Annotated in this window: 14 protein-coding genes and 1 riboswitch; of the genes, 12 read left to right on the top strand and 2 right to left on the bottom strand. The window is 65.3% G+C overall.

The features are described from left to right. Positions 1-6: 6 nt before the first annotated feature. From NUH87_RS03560 to metC, 8 genes are read left to right on the top strand one after another with little or no spacing between them, the layout of a single operon-like run. The gene (locus tag NUH87_RS03560) at positions 7-828 is read left to right on the top strand and encodes a transporter substrate-binding domain-containing protein (RefSeq protein ID WP_338524750.1); all 822 of its coding nucleotides are present in this window, start codon (positions 7-9) and stop codon (positions 826-828) included. Then, positions 825-2,234 carry an FAD-binding oxidoreductase gene (locus NUH87_RS03555; RefSeq protein WP_338524749.1) on the top strand — a complete coding sequence of 470 codons (1,410 nt, stop codon included), beginning with the start codon at positions 825-827 and terminating at the stop codon, positions 2,232-2,234. Before NUH87_RS03560 ends, NUH87_RS03555 begins: the two co-directional genes overlap by 4 nt. Beyond that, positions 2,231-3,445: an aminotransferase class I/II-fold pyridoxal phosphate-dependent enzyme gene (locus NUH87_RS03550; protein WP_338524748.1), complete on the top strand. Its 1,215-nt coding sequence runs from the start codon at positions 2,231-2,233 to the stop codon at positions 3,443-3,445. The genes NUH87_RS03555 and NUH87_RS03550 overlap by 4 nt, the downstream gene beginning before the upstream one ends. After that, a complete protein-coding gene (locus tag NUH87_RS03545) occupies positions 3,445-4,167 on the top strand; it encodes an amino acid ABC transporter permease (RefSeq protein WP_338524747.1) in 723 nt (240 codons plus the stop codon). The genes NUH87_RS03550 and NUH87_RS03545 overlap by 1 nt, the downstream gene beginning before the upstream one ends. Continuing rightward, a complete protein-coding gene (locus NUH87_RS03540; protein ID WP_338524746.1) occupies positions 4,157-4,831 on the top strand; it encodes an amino acid ABC transporter permease in 675 nt (224 codons plus the stop codon). Before NUH87_RS03545 ends, NUH87_RS03540 begins: the two co-directional genes overlap by 11 nt. Next, the gene (locus NUH87_RS03535; RefSeq protein ID WP_338524745.1) at positions 4,818-5,639 is read left to right on the top strand and encodes an amino acid ABC transporter ATP-binding protein; all 822 of its coding nucleotides are present in this window, start codon (positions 4,818-4,820) and stop codon (positions 5,637-5,639) included. The genes NUH87_RS03540 and NUH87_RS03535 overlap by 14 nt, the downstream gene beginning before the upstream one ends. Positions 5,640-5,668: 29 nt before the next feature. Further along, positions 5,669-6,268 carry a cysteine dioxygenase gene (locus NUH87_RS03530; protein ID WP_338524744.1) on the top strand — a complete coding sequence of 200 codons (600 nt, stop codon included), beginning with the start codon at positions 5,669-5,671 and terminating at the stop codon, positions 6,266-6,268. Positions 6,269-6,303: 35 nt separating this feature from the next. Continuing rightward, on the top strand, positions 6,304-9,048 hold the full coding sequence (metC, locus tag NUH87_RS03525) for a cystathionine beta-lyase (protein WP_338524743.1): 2,745 nt from the start codon (positions 6,304-6,306) through the stop codon (positions 9,046-9,048). 18 nt (positions 9,049-9,066) lie between these two features. On the opposite strand, the gene NUH87_RS03520 is transcribed toward metC, so the two are convergent. After that, entirely contained in the window at positions 9,067-9,972 is a 906-nt protein-coding gene (locus NUH87_RS03520) for an AraC family transcriptional regulator (protein WP_338524742.1), read from the bottom strand. A 128-nt stretch (positions 9,973-10,100) separates the two neighbouring features. Here NUH87_RS03520 and cobF point away from each other — a divergent pair, with 128 nt between their 5' ends. The 3 genes from cobF (at position 10,101) to NUH87_RS03505 (ending at position 13,312) form a co-directional block, all read left to right on the top strand. After that, entirely contained in the window at positions 10,101-10,856 is a 756-nt protein-coding gene (gene cobF / locus NUH87_RS03515) for a precorrin-6A synthase (deacetylating) (RefSeq protein ID WP_040067624.1), read from the top strand. Positions 10,857-10,979: 123 nt separating this feature from the next. Next, complete coding sequence (locus NUH87_RS03510) at positions 10,980-11,999, top strand: hypothetical protein (protein ID WP_338524741.1); 1,020 nt, start codon at positions 10,980-10,982, stop codon at positions 11,997-11,999. After that, positions 11,996-13,312 carry a glycoside hydrolase gene (locus NUH87_RS03505; protein ID WP_338524740.1) on the top strand — a complete coding sequence of 439 codons (1,317 nt, stop codon included), beginning with the start codon at positions 11,996-11,998 and terminating at the stop codon, positions 13,310-13,312. Before NUH87_RS03510 ends, NUH87_RS03505 begins: the two co-directional genes overlap by 4 nt. Before the next feature lie 9 nt (positions 13,313-13,321). Here the strand turns inward: NUH87_RS03505 and NUH87_RS03500 are convergent, their stop codons facing one another. Continuing rightward, on the bottom strand, positions 13,322-14,614 hold the full coding sequence (locus NUH87_RS03500; RefSeq protein WP_338524739.1) for a glycosyltransferase family 4 protein: 1,293 nt from the start codon (positions 14,612-14,614) through the stop codon (positions 13,322-13,324). Positions 14,615-14,702: 88 nt separating this feature from the next. Beyond that, positions 14,703-14,921: riboswitch (cobalamin riboswitch) on the top strand. 94 nt (positions 14,922-15,015) lie between these two features. Here NUH87_RS03500 and cobW point away from each other — a divergent pair. Continuing rightward, the gene (cobW, locus tag NUH87_RS03495) at positions 15,016-16,083 is read left to right on the top strand and encodes a cobalamin biosynthesis protein CobW (RefSeq protein ID WP_040067630.1); all 1,068 of its coding nucleotides are present in this window, start codon (positions 15,016-15,018) and stop codon (positions 16,081-16,083) included.

The raw sequence follows: 16,083 nt of genomic DNA, 5'->3' as shown, positions 1-16,083 counted from the left end.
CCGCCAATGTTCAAGTATCTACCCATCGCCCTGGCGTTCTTTGCCACCCTGGCCCAGGCCGATGCCACCCTCGACAAGATCCAGGCCCGGCACAGGATCAGCGTCGGCGTGATCCTCAGCGGCCCGCCGTTTGGCACCATCGACCCGGCCACCGGCGCCCACCAGGGCTACAACGTCGAGCTCGCCAAGGGCCTGGCCCAGCGCCTGGGCGTGGAACTGGAAAGCGTCTCGGTGCTGGCGCCCAACCGCGTTCAGTTCCTGCAGCAGGGCAAGGTCGATGTGCTGGTCGCCAACATGCAGTTCACCGAAGAGCGCGCCGAGATCCTCGACTACGTGCCCACGCCTTACGAAGAAGTCGGCGGTGCCGCGCTGATCCGCAAAGGGGCCGGCATCCGCCGCTGGGAAGACCTCAGGGGCCAGCCGGTCTGCGTCTCCCAGGGCAGCAATTTCACCAAGCCCCTGCAGGAAACCTACGGCGCGCAGATCAAGGCGTTCCGCAGCCAGTCCGAATCCCTGCTGTCCCTACGCGGCAACGGCTGCGTGGCCGCGGTGCATGTCAGCCCGACCCTGCACAGCCTGCTCGACGAGGCCGAATGGGCCGGCTACGACATTCCGCTGCCCACCGACCTGATCCCGTCCTCGTCGGTGATCTGGGTGCGCAAGGGCGAAAAGGATGTGCAGGCCCGTCTCGATGCGATTGTCCGCGACTGGCACCGCAGCGGCTGGCTGATCGAGTTGGGCAAGCGCACCGGCATGCCGCCGTCCCAGGCCCTGCTGCGGCTGCATGAGCGGTTCAAGGACGCCGCTCCGTTGGCGACGACGCCATGAGCGACTTATTCGTGCAGTTGCAACAACTGCTGGGCGCCGCCCATGTCCAGGACTCCACGGCCGGGAGCGCGTTCCTCAGCGACAGGCACCGTGTCTACCACGGCCAGGTTGCCGCCGTGGTGCATCCGGCCAGTACCGAGGAAGTCGCCGCGCTGGTGCGGGTTTGCGCCCGGCATGGCGCACCGCTGGTGGTGCAGGGCGGCAATACCGGCCTGATGGGCGCGGCCACGCCGGATGCCACGGGCAACAGCGTGCTGGTGCTGCTCGACCGCATGAACCGCATCCGCCAGATCGATACCGACAACGACACCGTCACCGTCGAAGCCGGCTGCATCCTGCAGAACCTGCAGGATGCAGCCCGTGAGGCCGGGCGCCTGTTTCCCCTGAGCCTGGGCGCCCAGGGCAGTTGTACCCTGGGCGGCAACCTGGGCACCAATGCCGGCGGCAGCGGCGTATTGCGCTATGGCAACACCCGCGAGCTGACCCTGGGCCTGGAAGTGGTGACCGCCGACGGCGATATCTGGAACGGCCTGCGCGGCCTGCGCAAGGACAACACCGGCTACGACCTGCGCGATCTGTTTATCGGCAGCGAAGGCACCCTGGGCATCATCACCGCCGCCACCCTGAAACTCTTTCCGCTGCCCAAGGCCCAGGGCACCGCCTTGCTGGCGTTCGACTCACTGGAGCAGGCGGTGGCGTTCCTGTCCCATGCCCGCGCCGGTTTCGGCGCCGGGCTGACGGCGTTCGAGCTGATGTCCGCCGCGTGCCTGGCGTTGTTGCGCCAGCAGTTTCCCGACGATCCGCAGCCGTTCGCCCAGGCTCCGCAAGCCTGGTTCGCGCTGTTGGAACTGTCCGATAGCCACAGCGCCGAACAGGCCCGGCAGTCCTTCGAATGGGTGCTGGGCAAGGCCTTCGAGTTGAACCTGCTGGCCGATGCACTGATCGCCGAAAGCCTGGCCCAGAGTGCCGCGCTGTGGCAACTGCGGGAGAACATGAGCGAAGCCCAGGCCCGGGAAGGGCGCAACATGAAGCACGATATCTCGCTGCCGATCTCGCGGATCGCCGCCTTCGTCCGCGAGACCGACGCCTTGTTGCAGGCGCATTTCCCCGGTGTGCGCAACCTGACCTTTGGCCATCTGGGCGACGGCAACCTGCACTACAACGTCGCCGCGCCCCTGGGGCAGTCGGTCGAGGCGCATATGGCCCACTACGCGGCGCTCAGTGCCCTGGTGCATCGCAACACCCACGCCCATGGCGGTTCCATCAGCGCCGAGCATGGCATCGGCCAGCGCAAGCGCGAGCTGCTGGCCGAGGTCAAGAGCCCGGTGGAGCTGGACCTGATGCGGCGCATCAAACAGGCCCTCGATCCCCGTGGGTTGCTCAATCCAGGCAAGGTGCTGCCATGACTGTTCGACTGTCCAAACGGCTGCAGAGGGTCTCGCTGTCGGCCAATGCGGCGGCCAGGTCCCGGGCCACGGCGTTGCGCGACAGCGGACGCGACGTGCTGGACCTGACCACCGGCGAGCCGGATTTCGATACCCCGCTGCACATCAAGCAGGCGGCCTATGCGGCCATCGCCGCCGGCGCGACCAAATACACCGCGACCCCGGGGGTACCGGCGTTGCGCGAGGCGGTGCGGCGCAAACTCCAGCGGGAGAATCGCCTCGACTATGCACCGCCACAGATCGTCATCGCCAATGGCGCGAAACAGATCGTCTTCAATGCCTTCGCCGCGACTCTCGACGAGGGCGACGAAGTGCTGGTGCCGGTGCCGTACTGGCCGTCCTTCCCGGACAGCGTGCGGATCAATGGCGGCGAGCCGGTGTTTGTCCCGTCGACCCTGGAGCAGGGCTGCAAGTTGACTCCGGCGCGCTTGCACGGCCTGATCGGCGAGCGCACCCGCTGGCTGATCCTCAATAGCCCGGGCAACCCCAGCGGTGCGGTCTACAGCGCCGATGAGCTGCGGGCGCTGGCCGAAGTGCTGCGTCGCCATCCCCAGGTGCTGGTGCTGCTCGATGAGCTTTACGAGCACATCCGCTTCGACGGCCGGCCGCCGCTGAACCTGCTCAATGTCGCGCCGGACTTGCAGGCGCGCTGCCTGCTGGTGGGCGGCGTGTCCAAGACCTACGCCATGACCGGCTGGCGCATCGGCTTCGGTGCCGGTCCCCAGGCGCTGACCACCGCCATGAGCGTGGTCCAGTCGCAATCGGCGTCCGGCGCTTCGTCGGTCAGTCAGGCCGCCGCTTTGGCGGCCTACGAAGGCGGGCTGGCTTTTCTTCAGCCGCAAGTGGCGGCCTATCGGGAACGCCGCGACCTGCTGGTGGCGGCCTTGAGCGAAGTCGACGGGCTCGACGTGCTGCAACCCGAGGGCGGCTTTTTCGTGTTCGTGCGCTGTGCCGGCCTGATGGGCCGCCTGCGCCCGGACGGCCAGGTCATCGGCAGCGACAATGAGCTGGTGGATTATCTGCTGGAGGAGGGCGTCGCCGGCGTGGCGGGCAGTGCCTATGGTCTGTCGCCGTGGTTTCGTCTGTCGATTGCCACGGCCACCGACAGTGTGCGCGAAGCCGGCCGGCGGATTGCTACCGCCTGCGCCCGCCTGGCCGAGGGCCCGGCGTGATGGAAACCTTCGTGCAATGGGCCGCCCACCTGGGGCTCAACTACCGTTTCCTGCTGGATGCCTACCAACGTGGCAGCCTGGTCGATGGGGCCTGGACCACGCTGCTGCTGTGCGTGCTGACCATCATCGGCAGCTTGTTGGCGGGGATCGTCCTGGCGGTGGCGCTCACCAGCGAGAGCAAGGCCTTGTCGCGCCCGGCCCGGGTGTTCATCGAGGTCACGCGCAATACGCCGACCCTGGTCCAGCTGTACTGCGCGTTCCTGGTGTTGAACATGCTGCTGACCCAGGCGGTGGGCGCGGCCAATCCGCTGACACCGTTTGCCTGGGTGGTGATCGTGATCTCCCTGCACAAGGGCGCCTTTCATGCCGAGGCCCTGCGCGCCGGGATCGAGGCGGTGCCTGCGGTGACCCTGGAAGCGGCCAGCTCCCTGGCCTTCAGCCGTCGCCAGTTGCTGTGGAACGTGCAGCTGCCGCTGGCCCTGCGCTTTGCGCTGCCGTCGCTGGTGAACAACCTGATCGACCTGGTGAAGATGACCGCCGTGGCTTCGGCCATTGCCGTGGGCGACATCACCTACGCCTCGATCATGATCTGGACCCAGAGCGACAACGTATTGGAACTGATGATCCTGATGCTGAGCTTTTTCGGGGTGCTGAGTTTTATCGTCAACGGTGTGGGCCGGGCGTTGGAAGCGCGGTTGAGGATGCCCGGCTATGGTCATTGAGTCCTTGGCGCAATGGTCGCCGGCGCTGGCCGCGGGCTTTGCGCAGAATATCCTGATCAGCCTGCTGGCGATCGCCATCGGCTCGCTGCTGGGCTTGCTGATTGGCGCGCTGGGGCTGTCGCCGCTGCGGATCCTGCGCCTGCCGGCACGGCTGTGGGTTCAGGTATTTCGCAACGCGCCCTGGCTGGTCCTGATCTATTTCACCACCTACGTGTTTCCGTTCGAGATTCACATCGGTAGTCATTACCTGCCGTTTCCCGACTGGTTGAAGGTCACCGTCGGCCTGGCGCTGCCGGCCAGCGCCAACGTCGCGGAGATCTTCCGCGGGGCCATCGGCTCGATCCCCGGCACCCAATGGGAAGCCGCGCGCTCCCTGGCCTTCAGTCGTGGCCAGTTGTTTCGCTCGATCATCCTGCCGCAGTGCTTCAAACGCATGTTGCCGCCGTGGATGAACCTCTACGCGGTGATCACCATGGGCACCGCGCTGGCCTCGCTGGTGGGGGTGCATGACCTGATCGACACCGCGCAGATCGCCAGCAACACCGTCAACCGTACCGGTTTCACCGTGCTGATCTACTTCAGCGTGCTGGCGTTGTTCTTCGCCTACTGCTACCCGATTTCCCGTCTGACCCAACGCCTGGAGCGACGCTATGCCTTCTACTGAACCCCTCGTCAGCCTGCGCGGCCTGCACCTGTCGTTCGGCGCCAGCGCGGTGCTCAAGGGCATCGACCTTGACGTCCAGCGCGGTCAGGCGGTGTCCATCATCGGGCCTTCGGGCTCGGGCAAGTCGACGATCCTGCGTTGCATCACCGGGCTGCTCAAGGCCCAGCGCGGCACTATTCGCGTCGGCGCCACCGAGGTGCACCGGCTGCAACGCGAGGCCGGGCTGATCGAGTTGCGCAAGCGGGTTGGTTTCGTCTTCCAGCAATACAACCTGTTCCCGCACCTGTCGGTGCTGGACAACCTGCTGATCGCTCCGTGCAAGGTGCTCGGCCGCCGCCGCGCCGACGCCGAACGGGAAGTCCGGCAATTGCTCGCCAAAGTGCGTATGGAGCACAAGGCCGACGCCTTTCCCGGGCAACTGTCCGGCGGCCAGCAACAACGAGTGGCCATTGCCCGTGCCCTGGCCATGCGCCCGGAACTGATCCTGTTCGACGAAGTGACCTCGGCCCTGGACCCGGAAACCGTCGGTGAAGTGCTGACGGTGATTCGCGAACTGACCGAGGAGGGCATGACCTGCGTGCTGGTGACCCATGAAATGCGCTTTGCCGAGGAAATCAGTGACCGGGTGTACTTCACTGAAAACGGCCTGATCGTCGAGTCCGGCAGTGCCCACCAGGTGTTCCAGCAGCCGCAAAGCGAGCGCACCCGCGAGTTCCTCCGCCATGCCCTCGGCGACGTCGGCCGCCGCCCGCTGCAACCCGACCCGTATTTGCTGAGCAATATCAGCCGCTACAGCCTGTCCGTCTGACCGTGATCCACCCGATAAGGAGCCTGCCCATGAGCACCACCGAACGCGCCACCGTGATCGAATCTTTCCTGGTGAAGATCCGCGCCATCCACCAGCGCGGCGTCGACCGCGCGGCCTTGCAAGAGATTGTCGTCCTGCTCGAAGACCTTGCCGGGCGTCGCGACCTGTTCAACTTCGAGGCCTTTCCGGCACCGGTGGCCGGCGAGGGCAATACCGCCTTCCGCTATCGCCTGAACGACGACGGCGAAACCCCGACCCTGTACCTCAACTCCCTGCTGCCGGGCAAGAACACCATTGCCCACAACCACGAAACCTGGGCGGTGATCAGTGCCGTCGAGGGCCAGGAACTTAACCGGGTCTATGCCCGCAGCGATGACGGCCGCAACCCGCAACGCGCCGAACTGGTACTCGAGCGTGAAGTGGTGGTGCAGCCCGGTACCTCGATCGCCTTTCTGGGTGAGGACCTGCACAGCATCCGCGTGGATGGCGAGCAGGCGACCCTGCATTTCCACCTCTACGGACGTCCGCTGGAATCGCTCAACGGCCGCTATGGCGTGCAGGACGACGGCAGCATCCTCAACTACAACGCTTCGCAGATGGCACCCTCGATCAAGGCCTACGCCGCATGATCGATCGCCATTCTTCACCGGAAAGCGGGGTTTCCATGAGTAAAACCATTACACCGGCACAGTTGCAGCAATGGCTGTTCGACGGGCAGGAAATCGCCTTGTTCGATGTACGCGAACACGGCCAGTACGGTGAGGCCCATCTGTTTCACGGGGTGCATTTGCCCTATAGCCGCCTGGAGCTGGAGGTGCGCCGCCTGGCGCCCAACCTGCGGGTGCGGTTGGTGATCTACGACCAGGATGGCGGCGAACTGGCCGCCCGTGCCGCGCAACGCCTGCAGGCGCTGGACTATGGGCAGGTGCATGTTCTGCAGGGCGGCGCCGACGCTTGGCAGGCGGCGGGTCTGCAGTTGTTCGCCGGGGTGCATGTGCCGTCCAAGGCCTTTGGCGAGCGGGTGGAAGAGGCCTGCCAGACGCCGCATATCAGCGCGATCGAGCTGGCCGACTGGCAGGCCCGGGGCGAACCCCTGGTGCTGCTGGACGGTCGACCGTTCGACGAGTACCGCAAGATGACGATTCCGGGTTCGGTCTGCTGCCCGAACGGCGAGTTGGGCTATCGCCTGCAGGACCTGGTGGCGGACGAGTCGACCCCGGTGGTGATCAACTGCGCCGGGCGCACCCGCAGCATCATCGGCGCCCAGACGCTGATCAACCTCGGGGTGAAGAACCCGGTCTATGCCTTGGAAAACGGCACTCAAGGCTGGTTCCTGGCCGACCTGCAACTGGAGCATGGCAGTACCCGGCGCTACAGCGACGGGGCGCCGCCGGCCGATATCGAGCAGCGGCGCGAGGCGGCCCGGGCGTTGGCCCGGCGGGCCGCCGTGCCGACGGTCAGCGCGGCGCAGGTCGCGGCCTGGGCCCAAGGCGGCGAGGGCAGCCTGTTCCTCTGCGATGTACGCAGCGCCGAGGAGTTTGCCCTTGGCAGCCTGCCGGGCGCGCAGCACACGCCGGGCGGCCAGCTGATCCAGGCCACCGACCTGTATATCGGGGTGCGCCAGGCGCGGGTGGTGGTGTTCGACGACGAGGGTGTGCGCGCCCCCATTGTTGCAAGCTGGTTGCGCCAGTTGGGACATGACGCCCGAGTCCTGGAGGGCGGATTGCACAGCGGTTTGAGTTTGTCGGTGACGGGCGCGTTGCCATTGCCCGAGTTGCCCGGGCTTGATGTGCAGCGCTTGTCCCGTGACCTGGCGGAGGGGGCGGTGGCGTTGATCGACCTGCGGCCGAGCATGGCCTTTCGCAAGGTCCATCTGGCCGGTTCGCGTTGGTCGATCCGGCCGTTGCTGGCCGCTGAAGTCGCCGGTGAGGAACGGCCCCTGGTGTTGCTGGCGGACGATATCGCCGTGGCGCAGCTGGCGGCCCTGGAGTTACCCGAGGCCCAGCGGGCGCGGGCGCGGTTTTTCACTGCGGACCTGTCGGTCTGGAAGGCGGCCGGTCTGGCGCTGGTCAACGATGGGGCGGTATTGCCCGATGAGCGCTGCATCGATTTCCTGTTCTTCACCCACGACCGTCATTCCGGTAACAAGGATGCGGCGCGCCAGTACCTGGCCTGGGAAACCGGCCTGCTGGGGCAGATGACGCCGGCGGAGATCGCCAGCCTGAAGCCGCTGGTGCCGGACAAGGCCGCGGTCGATGTACGGACCCGGCTGGTTCACGCCGCCCGTACCCCTGACGGCAGTGGGGCGCGTTCGGTGAACATTCCGGTCACCCGCTTGAGCACCGTGCTGTTCGACAGCCTGGCGGATATGCGCGACGCCCGCAGTCGCCGGGACAGCGAGCGGGTCCTGAGCTATGGCGCCCGGGGCAACCCGACAGCCTTTGCCCTGGAAGACCTGGTGACGGAACTGGAGGGCGGTCATCGCACGCGCCTGTTCGGTACCGGGCTGGCAGCGGTGGCGCAGACGTTCCTGGCTTACCTGCGCCCGGGTGACCATGTGCTGATCACCGATGGCGTCTACGCCCCGGTGCGGCGCCTGGCGAAGGAGTTCCTCGTGCCCTTTGGCATCGAGGTCGGCTATTTTCCGGCGGACGGTCGGGATATCGCGTCACGCTTGCGGGCCAATACCCGAATGGTCTATTGCGAGTCGCCCAGCTCCTTGCTGTACGAGCTGAACGACCTGCCGGCCATCGCGGCCTTGTGCAAGCCCCGCGGTATCCTGCTGGCGGTCGACAATACCTGGGGTTCGGGCTACCAATACCGGCCGTTGGCCCTGGGGGCGGACATCTCGATCATGGCCCTGACCAAGTACCTGTGCGGGCACAGCGATGTGGTGATGGGCAGCGTCTGTACCACCGAGGCCGCCTGGCCGGCGCTGGCGCGAATGAGCGACAGCTTTGGCAACACGGTCAGCCCGGATGATGCCTATCTGGTACTGCGCGGTGCCCGGACCCTGGCAGCGCGCCTGGAAGTGCATCAGCGCCAGGGGCTGGAAATCGCCCGCTGGCTGCAGGCGCAGCCGCAGGTGCGGCGGGTGTTGCATCCGGCCCTGCCTACGCACCCGGATCATGCGCTGTGGGTGCGGGATTTCAGTGGCAGCAACGGGTTGTTGTCGTTCGAGTTCGCCGAGGCCGATCCCGGGCAGTTGGAGCGCTTTATCGGTGCCTTGCAACTGTTCGGACTGGGCGCTTCGTGGGGCGGCTATGAAAGCCTGGTGACGGTGGCGGATGTGAGCGACCGGCAGTTTGCCGAACCGACGCGTCATCCGCTGATCCGGCTGCATATCGGGTTGGAAGCGGTGGCTTCGCTGATCGAGGATCTGCAGCGCGGTTTTGCCGCCCTGGCTTAACCTGCCGACCACGGCTGGTCAGCCGTGGTTCTGCTCCGTCAGGCGTTGTACCGCCAAACGTCGGTAATGCGAGGGGGTCATGCCCTTGAGTTGCTGGAAGCGGCGGTTGAAATTGGAGATGTTGTTGAAACCCGACTCGAAGCAGACATCGGTCACCGGCTTGTCGCCGTCCGCCAGCAATTCGCAGGACTTGCTGATGCGCAGTCGGTTGACGAACTCGACGAAGCAACGGCCGGTGGCCTGCTTGAAGACCCGGGAGAAGTAGGTGGGCTTCATGCCCAGGTACTCGGCCACTTCTTCCAGCGGCAGTTCCCGGGCATAGTGGGCAAAGATGTAGTCGACCGCCCGGTTGGTGCGGTCGATATTGTGCTCGTCGGCCAGTTGTGGTGTGGTAACGCCAGACAGCAGCTGGTAGTCGTCACAGTTGCCGAGCAGCTCCAGCAGGATCAGGAAATGGCCCAGTCGGGTGACACCCCGGGAGTCGGCGATACGCTGCATCAGTGTCGTGGCCTGGCGAACGGTCTGCCGGCAACGGAACTCGATGCCGTACTGGGCCCGTTCCAGCAGGGGCGCCAGGCTTTTCAGCTCGGCGAACACCTGATGGCCGCTGTCGAACAGCTCGTCGGTGAAGTTCACCAGCATGTCGCGCTTGGGCACCACTTCGTCCTCGGCCACCTGGCTGATCCAGTTGTGGGGCAAGTTGGGACCGGTCAGGAACAGGGTGTAGGGGTAGAAGTTGCCGATGTAGTCGCCAATGAACACCTTGCCGGAGCTGGCGACGATCAGATGCAGTTCGTATTCCTTGTGAAAATGCCAACGCACCAGGGGGCAAGGGAAACCATGCTGGCGATAGATGATCGACAGGCCGTTGTGGTCGTCCATCAACTCGTAGGAAGGGTCGGTGACGCGGGCTGTTCGGGTCATACCAAGCTACTTTTTGTCGTTTTTTGTCGTGGGCGCCTGTCGATAATGCCCTCATCCTTGCCATCACGCCAGTTGCACCGCGCCCCAGGCGGGCCCGTGCCTGGCGCCAGACACCCGGAGCGCCAGCCATGAAAACCCTTCTGCTGATCGGCATGGGCCCGGGCCATCCGGAGCAGATCACTGTTCAGGCGATCAACGCGCTCAATCGCGCCTCGGTGCTGTTCCTGCTGGACAAGGGCGAAGCCAAGGACGATCTGCTGAATTTGCGCAAGGCGATCTGCGAGCGTTACATCCAGCAGCCCGGTTACCGGCAGGTGCAGGTCAGCGATCCGGTGCGCGAGGATTCGGCAGCGTCCTACGAGGCCGGCGTCGAGCATTGGCACAAGCAACGGGCCGCGCTGTTCGCGCGCTTGATCGACGAAGAACTGGGCATGGATGAGTGCGGCGCCTTCCTGGTCTGGGGCGATCCGGGGCTCTATGACAGCACCCTGAGGATTCTGGAGCGGGTCCGCGCGCTTGGCGGTCCGACCTTCGCCGTCGAGGTGATCCCGGGCATCAGCAGCATCCAGGTGCTCGCCGCGCAACATCGGATTCCCCTGAATCGTATCGGCGAGCCGCTGCGTATCACCACCGGACGTCGCCTGGAGAAGGCCGACCTGGATAACGTGGTGGTCATGCTCGATGCCCGCTGCGCGTTCGGCCAGTTCGCCGACCAGGACCTGGAAATCTATTGGGGCGCTTACCTGGGCACCGAAGACGAGTTGCTGGTCGCCGGCAAGCTGCACGAGGTGGGCGAGCGGATTCGCCGTTTGCGCGAAGCCGCGCGACGGCGCAAGGGCTGGATCATGGACTGTTATCTGTTGCGCCGGCCGCTCAAGTCCTGAAAGCCTGGGGGTTATCGGGATTTCTAGTGTTTTCACTCGATTTGAGGAGAAGGGGACTACAGAGGGGTTCTCCTGCGTCGGTTAAGGTTCGTCGGTTTACACACCTGAATCGACGAGGAAAACATGAAGCCCATGCCGCTGCGGTTGGTGAATGATCGTCGCTGCCTGCCGATCTGGCTGACCCTGCTCGGATGGACCCTGTCCCTGACAGTCGAAGGGGCTTCGCTGGTCTACCTGCCTCATCGTTCAGGTACCTTTGTCATCGATCCGGCTACCTTGGCCGTTTCCCTGCACCCTGGCGGCGAACATCCACACAAGGCCCTGCTCAGCGCCCCGGCCTTCCACGAGGACGCGCAGGTTATCGAGCGATCGGGCAACCGTTGGCGGGTCCGGCAGGCGGACCGGGACTTCAGGGTCGAGGCCCGGCTGGACCGGGAGGCCCTGGTGGTGACGGTTCACGCCGGGCAACCGGGACGGTTGGATTGGCCCAGGCCCATGGAGGACGGGGCGATCGAGGCCCATGCGATTCCGTTTGGCGAGGGCGCCTATATCCCCAGTGACGATCCGCAATGGCTGGACTGGCTGCTGCGGCGCTATCCGCCGGCGCGCCTCAACGGGGTGTTGTCGATGCCGTTCTGGACCGAACTGCGCAAGGACTACTCGCTGACCTGGATCGTCGAGACACCCTTCAACACCAGCTTTGGCATCAAGGAGCAGAACGGGCGGCCCTTGCCGACCCTCAGCCATGCCTTCAATCGCCTGGCCCCCGACGCGCCTTACCGGGTCCGCATCGTCGTCGGCCCGAGGGAGCCTCTGGTCGGCGCCCGGTTGTACCGGCAATGGTTGCGTGATCACCATCGGTTCGTTTCATTGCGCGAGAAAATCGCTGCTCAACCCCAGGTGGCCCGCCTGGGCGGTGCGCCGCATATCTATCTCTGGGATGCCGGGCCGTTGAAGGCTGGCGATGTCCTGCACTGGCCGCAATTCCTGCGTTTTTTTGCCCGGCACCGGGAGGACAGCGATCACCTGGCGTCCAGGCTCTGGGGGGCTTCGAGCTCAAGGCCCGCGAGGCCTTTCTCCTGGCATTGGCCGAAGCCGATAGCACGCTCGAGCCTGTCCCGCCTTTCGCCCGGATCCAGGTGATCCGGGCCATCAATGCCGGGCTGCAATACGCGATCGCGCGTGAAGCCCTGGCGCCGTTGCCCGGCAATCATGATCCGCAGGCCGAGGTGGCCTGGGCGCAAACGGTGCGTCGGCAGCTGCGTGAGGCCTTTGGTGACTTGCTGGCGCCGGCCGAGCGCTGGGGCGGTGGCTTGTCCCTCGACACCGTTGCCGCATTGCAAGGCGCGGGATTGGCACGGGCCTGGCTGGGAGCCGATGACTGGCGCGATACGTTCTGGCATCCCGAGGCGGTGGAGGCCGCGAAGGCCGCCGGTTACCTGGTATCGGTCTACGACAGCTACGGCAGTGCGCATCCGTCGAACCTGCAAGCCAGTTGGGCGACCGCGAAGATGGGCGATGAACTCGTCGCTGCCGGCTATACCGATGAACAGGGCAAGAAAATCCAGGGCTTCAATGGTCGCGGTGTCTACGTCAATCCGCGCAGTGTCGAAGCCTACGCCCGGCGGCGGATCAGCGCTGTGGCGCAGGCGGGGCGCCTGAACAGCTACTTTCTCGACGTCGATGCCGCCGGCCCCGAGTTCAGCGATTACACGCCGGGACGGGAAACCAGCCAGGCGCAGGATGCCGAGGCGCGTCAACGCCGCCTGGCGTACCCGATCCAGGCCCTGGGCCTGGTCACGGGCAGTGAGGGCGGGCTGTCGTTCTATGCGCCGATCATCGCCTTCAGCCATGGCATTGCCACCCAGCCCTTTGCCTGGATGGACCCGGACATGCGCAAGAACAAGCGCTCGCGCTATTACCTGGGCGGCTACTGGCCGCCAGAGACCCCCAACCGGTATTTCAAAGCGGTACCGCTCAAGCCGGAGGTGGCGCGCTTCGTGACCTCGGCCGAATTTCGCCTGCCGCTGTACCAGATGGTGTTGCACGACAGCCTGGTCAGTACCCATCACTGGGAATACGGTTCGCTGAAGTTCTCCAGCGAGCGCAATGTCACGGCCCTGCTGCAACTGTTGTACATGGTGCCGCCGCTGTATCACCTCAACGATCAGGTGATCCCCCGCGACCTGCCGCTGATCAGTGCCTACGACAAAGTGTTCCGCCCGCTGCACGAGCGACTGTTCACCCAGGCCATGGACGACTTCCAGATCCTGTCCGGGGACCGCCTGCTGCAGCGCTCGACCTTTGCCGATGGGACCCTGATTACCGTCAACTTCTCCGTCAGGCCCAGCCGCACGCCGGAAGGCCGGCAACTGCCGCCGTTGTCGGCCCATGTCATCGTGGCCGGAGAGCCGGCGCAACTGATCGAGATTCGCCAGGTTCTCGGCGCTTCCTGAAACGCGGCCTCAGTTGGCGCGGTTCTTCGCCTCGATCCACTGGGCCATGTACTGGGTGCTCTTGTGATGGTGATGACGCAGCATCGCTCCGGTGAAATTGTCCCGGCGGTGGGCGGCCAGGTCCTGGCGGCAGGCCTGGATCCGGGCAACCAGCGCGCGGCCGTGGACCTGCCGGTCATAGCGCTCGGCCAGTAGCTTCTGGCCGTTGGCCTGGGCCTGGTTCCAGAGCACGCGGTCCTGATAGAGGCGCACGGCCGATTGGGCCAGGGCGGTGGCGCTGGTTTCGATGGCGCCGGCCCAGGGCAAGTCACCGTGCATGGCTTCGGCACCGATGGGGGTGGTGACATTCGGTGTGCCGCAGAGCATGGCGTCGACGATCTTGCCCTTGATCCCGGCGCCGAAACGCAAGGGTGCCAGGCAGATGCGCGCAGCAGCCATCACCTGCAAGGCGTCCTCGGCCCAGTTCATTACATGAAAACCCTGGGCGGGGTTGTGCAGCGCGGTGGCCTTGGGTGGGGTGTAGGCGCCATAGATATGCAGCTGGGCCGTGGGCAGCTGCTGGCGGATCAGCGGCCAGATCGTGGTCTTCATCCAGAGCACGGCATCCCAGTTCGGCGCGTGGCGAAAGTTGCCGATGCTGAGAAAGTGCGCACGCTCGTCGAAACCGCGAGGGGCCTCGGTGGGCGGGTCGACCATCAGCGGGCAGCCGTGCAGCAAGGCCGCCGGGACCTTGAACTGCTCGATAAGCAGTTGCGACTCGACCTCGGAAATCATCAGGCTCAGGTCCGAACGATAGATGGCGGCGATTTCCCGCTGGGCCAGATCGGTTTCGCTCATCTGTTCGAAGATCTGCCGCTGGTCGGGAGCGAACAGGGCGCTGAAGTCATTTGGGTCCTGATCGTCTTTCAGGCGCGCCTTGAGTTGTTGCTGGCGGGCATCGCGCAGGCTTTGCAGGTCCGAGGTTTCCAGCACGCGCAGGGCCTGGGGGCAGTGCTTCTCGACCCGCCAGCCGAATTGCTCCTCCATCATGAAGCGGTCGAACAGCACCACATCCGGTTGCAGCTCGCCGACAAAGCTGTCGAAGCTGCTGTTGTTGAGCTCGATGCGACACTCCTCGATGCCCAGGCTCGCCAGGTCGGCCTTGTGTTCGCCGATGGCGGCGGGACTGGCGAAGGTGATGCGCCAGCCGGCATCGAGAAAGCTCTCGAGAATTTGCATCATGTGTCCGCCGGCGGCCGATGAACGCGGTTCCGGCCAGACATAACCGATAACCAGGACCTGGGTGATGTCGGTGGCGTTCATGAACAGGCTTCCTTGAAACGGGCAGGGCGGGAAAGGGGCGCAATTAAACCACAGCGGCGCTTGAGATTGACCTGCCCCGACGCACTGCGTAGCCTTGCAGCCTCGAGGTTCTTCGGCATCCGGCCGAAGCTAAGAAGGGAACGCGGTATGCCGCGGCTGCCCCCGCAACTGTAAACGGTTCGATAGCCCTGCAATGCCACTGCCTCCGGGCGGGAAGGTGCAAGGCCAGGCGGGTCGAGTGCTCCCGAGACGGAGCAGCGACCGCCCGACCGTAAGCCAGGAGACCTGCCTCGTACCGTTTTTCACTACAACCGGGCGGGGTGATCCGGTGGCGAACGCATCCGCGCCCAAGGGCCGCGGTTCTCGTCCCGCATGCCCGCCACTTTGCCAAAGGGCATCCGATGAAAACACTGGCCAAGCTTCCCGTCACCATCGTCACCGGCTTTCTCGGCTCGGGAAAGACCACGCTGTTGCGCCATATGCTGGACAACGCCCAGGGCCGTCGCATCGCGGTGATCGTCAACGAGTTCGGCGAATTGGGCATCGACGGCGAGATCCTCAAGCAGTGCGCCATCGGCTGCAGCGAAGAAGAGGCCAACGGCCGCGTCTATGAACTGGCCAACGGTTGCCTCTGCTGCACCGTCCAGGAAGAGTTTTTCCCGGTGATGCGCGAGCTGGTGGCGCGCCGTGGCGACCTGGATCATATCCTCATCGAAACCTCCGGCCTGGCGTTGCCCAAGCCCCTGGTGCAAGCCTTCCAGTGGCCGGAAATCCGCAGTGCCTGCACCGTCGATGCGGTGATCACCGTGGTCGACAGCCCGGCCGTGGCCGCCGGCACCTTTGCCGCGTTCCCCGATCAGGTGGATGCCCAGCGCAAGCTCGACCCGAACCTGGACCACGAATCGCCGCTGCACGAGCTGTTCGCCGACCAACTGTCCAGCGCCGACCTGGTGATTCTCAACAAGGCCGACCTGATCAGCCCGGCAGACCTGGCCAAGGTCCGCCTGGAAGTGGCCGAGGAACTGCCGCCGGCGGTGAAGGTCATCGAGGCCAGCAGCGGTCGCCTGCCCCTGGATGTGCTGCTGGGCCTGGGCGCCGGTTCCGAGGAACACATCGACGCTCGTCACAGTCACCATGATCACCACCATGACGGCGACGATCATGACGATCACGATCACGATGCCTTCGACTCGATCTCCATCGAGCTGCCGCAGGCGGATGAAAGCCTGCTGCTGGACGCCCTGACGCAACTGGTGGTCAAGCACGGCATCCTGCGGGTCAAGGGTTTCGCCGCCATCCCGAACAAGCCGATGCGCCTGCTGGTCCAGGGCGTGGGCACGCGCTTCGACAAGCACTTCGACCGTGCCTGGCGCGCCGATGAGCCCCGTGTCACCCGCCTGGTGCTGATCGGCCAGGAGCTGGATGCCGCGCTGCTCGAATCGACCCTGCGCACCGCGCTGACCGTCTGA

Source organism: Pseudomonas batumici, from assembly GCF_036585405.1.
Classification (GTDB): Bacteria; Pseudomonadota; Gammaproteobacteria; order Pseudomonadales; family Pseudomonadaceae; genus Aquipseudomonas; species Aquipseudomonas batumici.
This window is presented reverse-complemented; position numbering and strand designations above follow the sequence as displayed.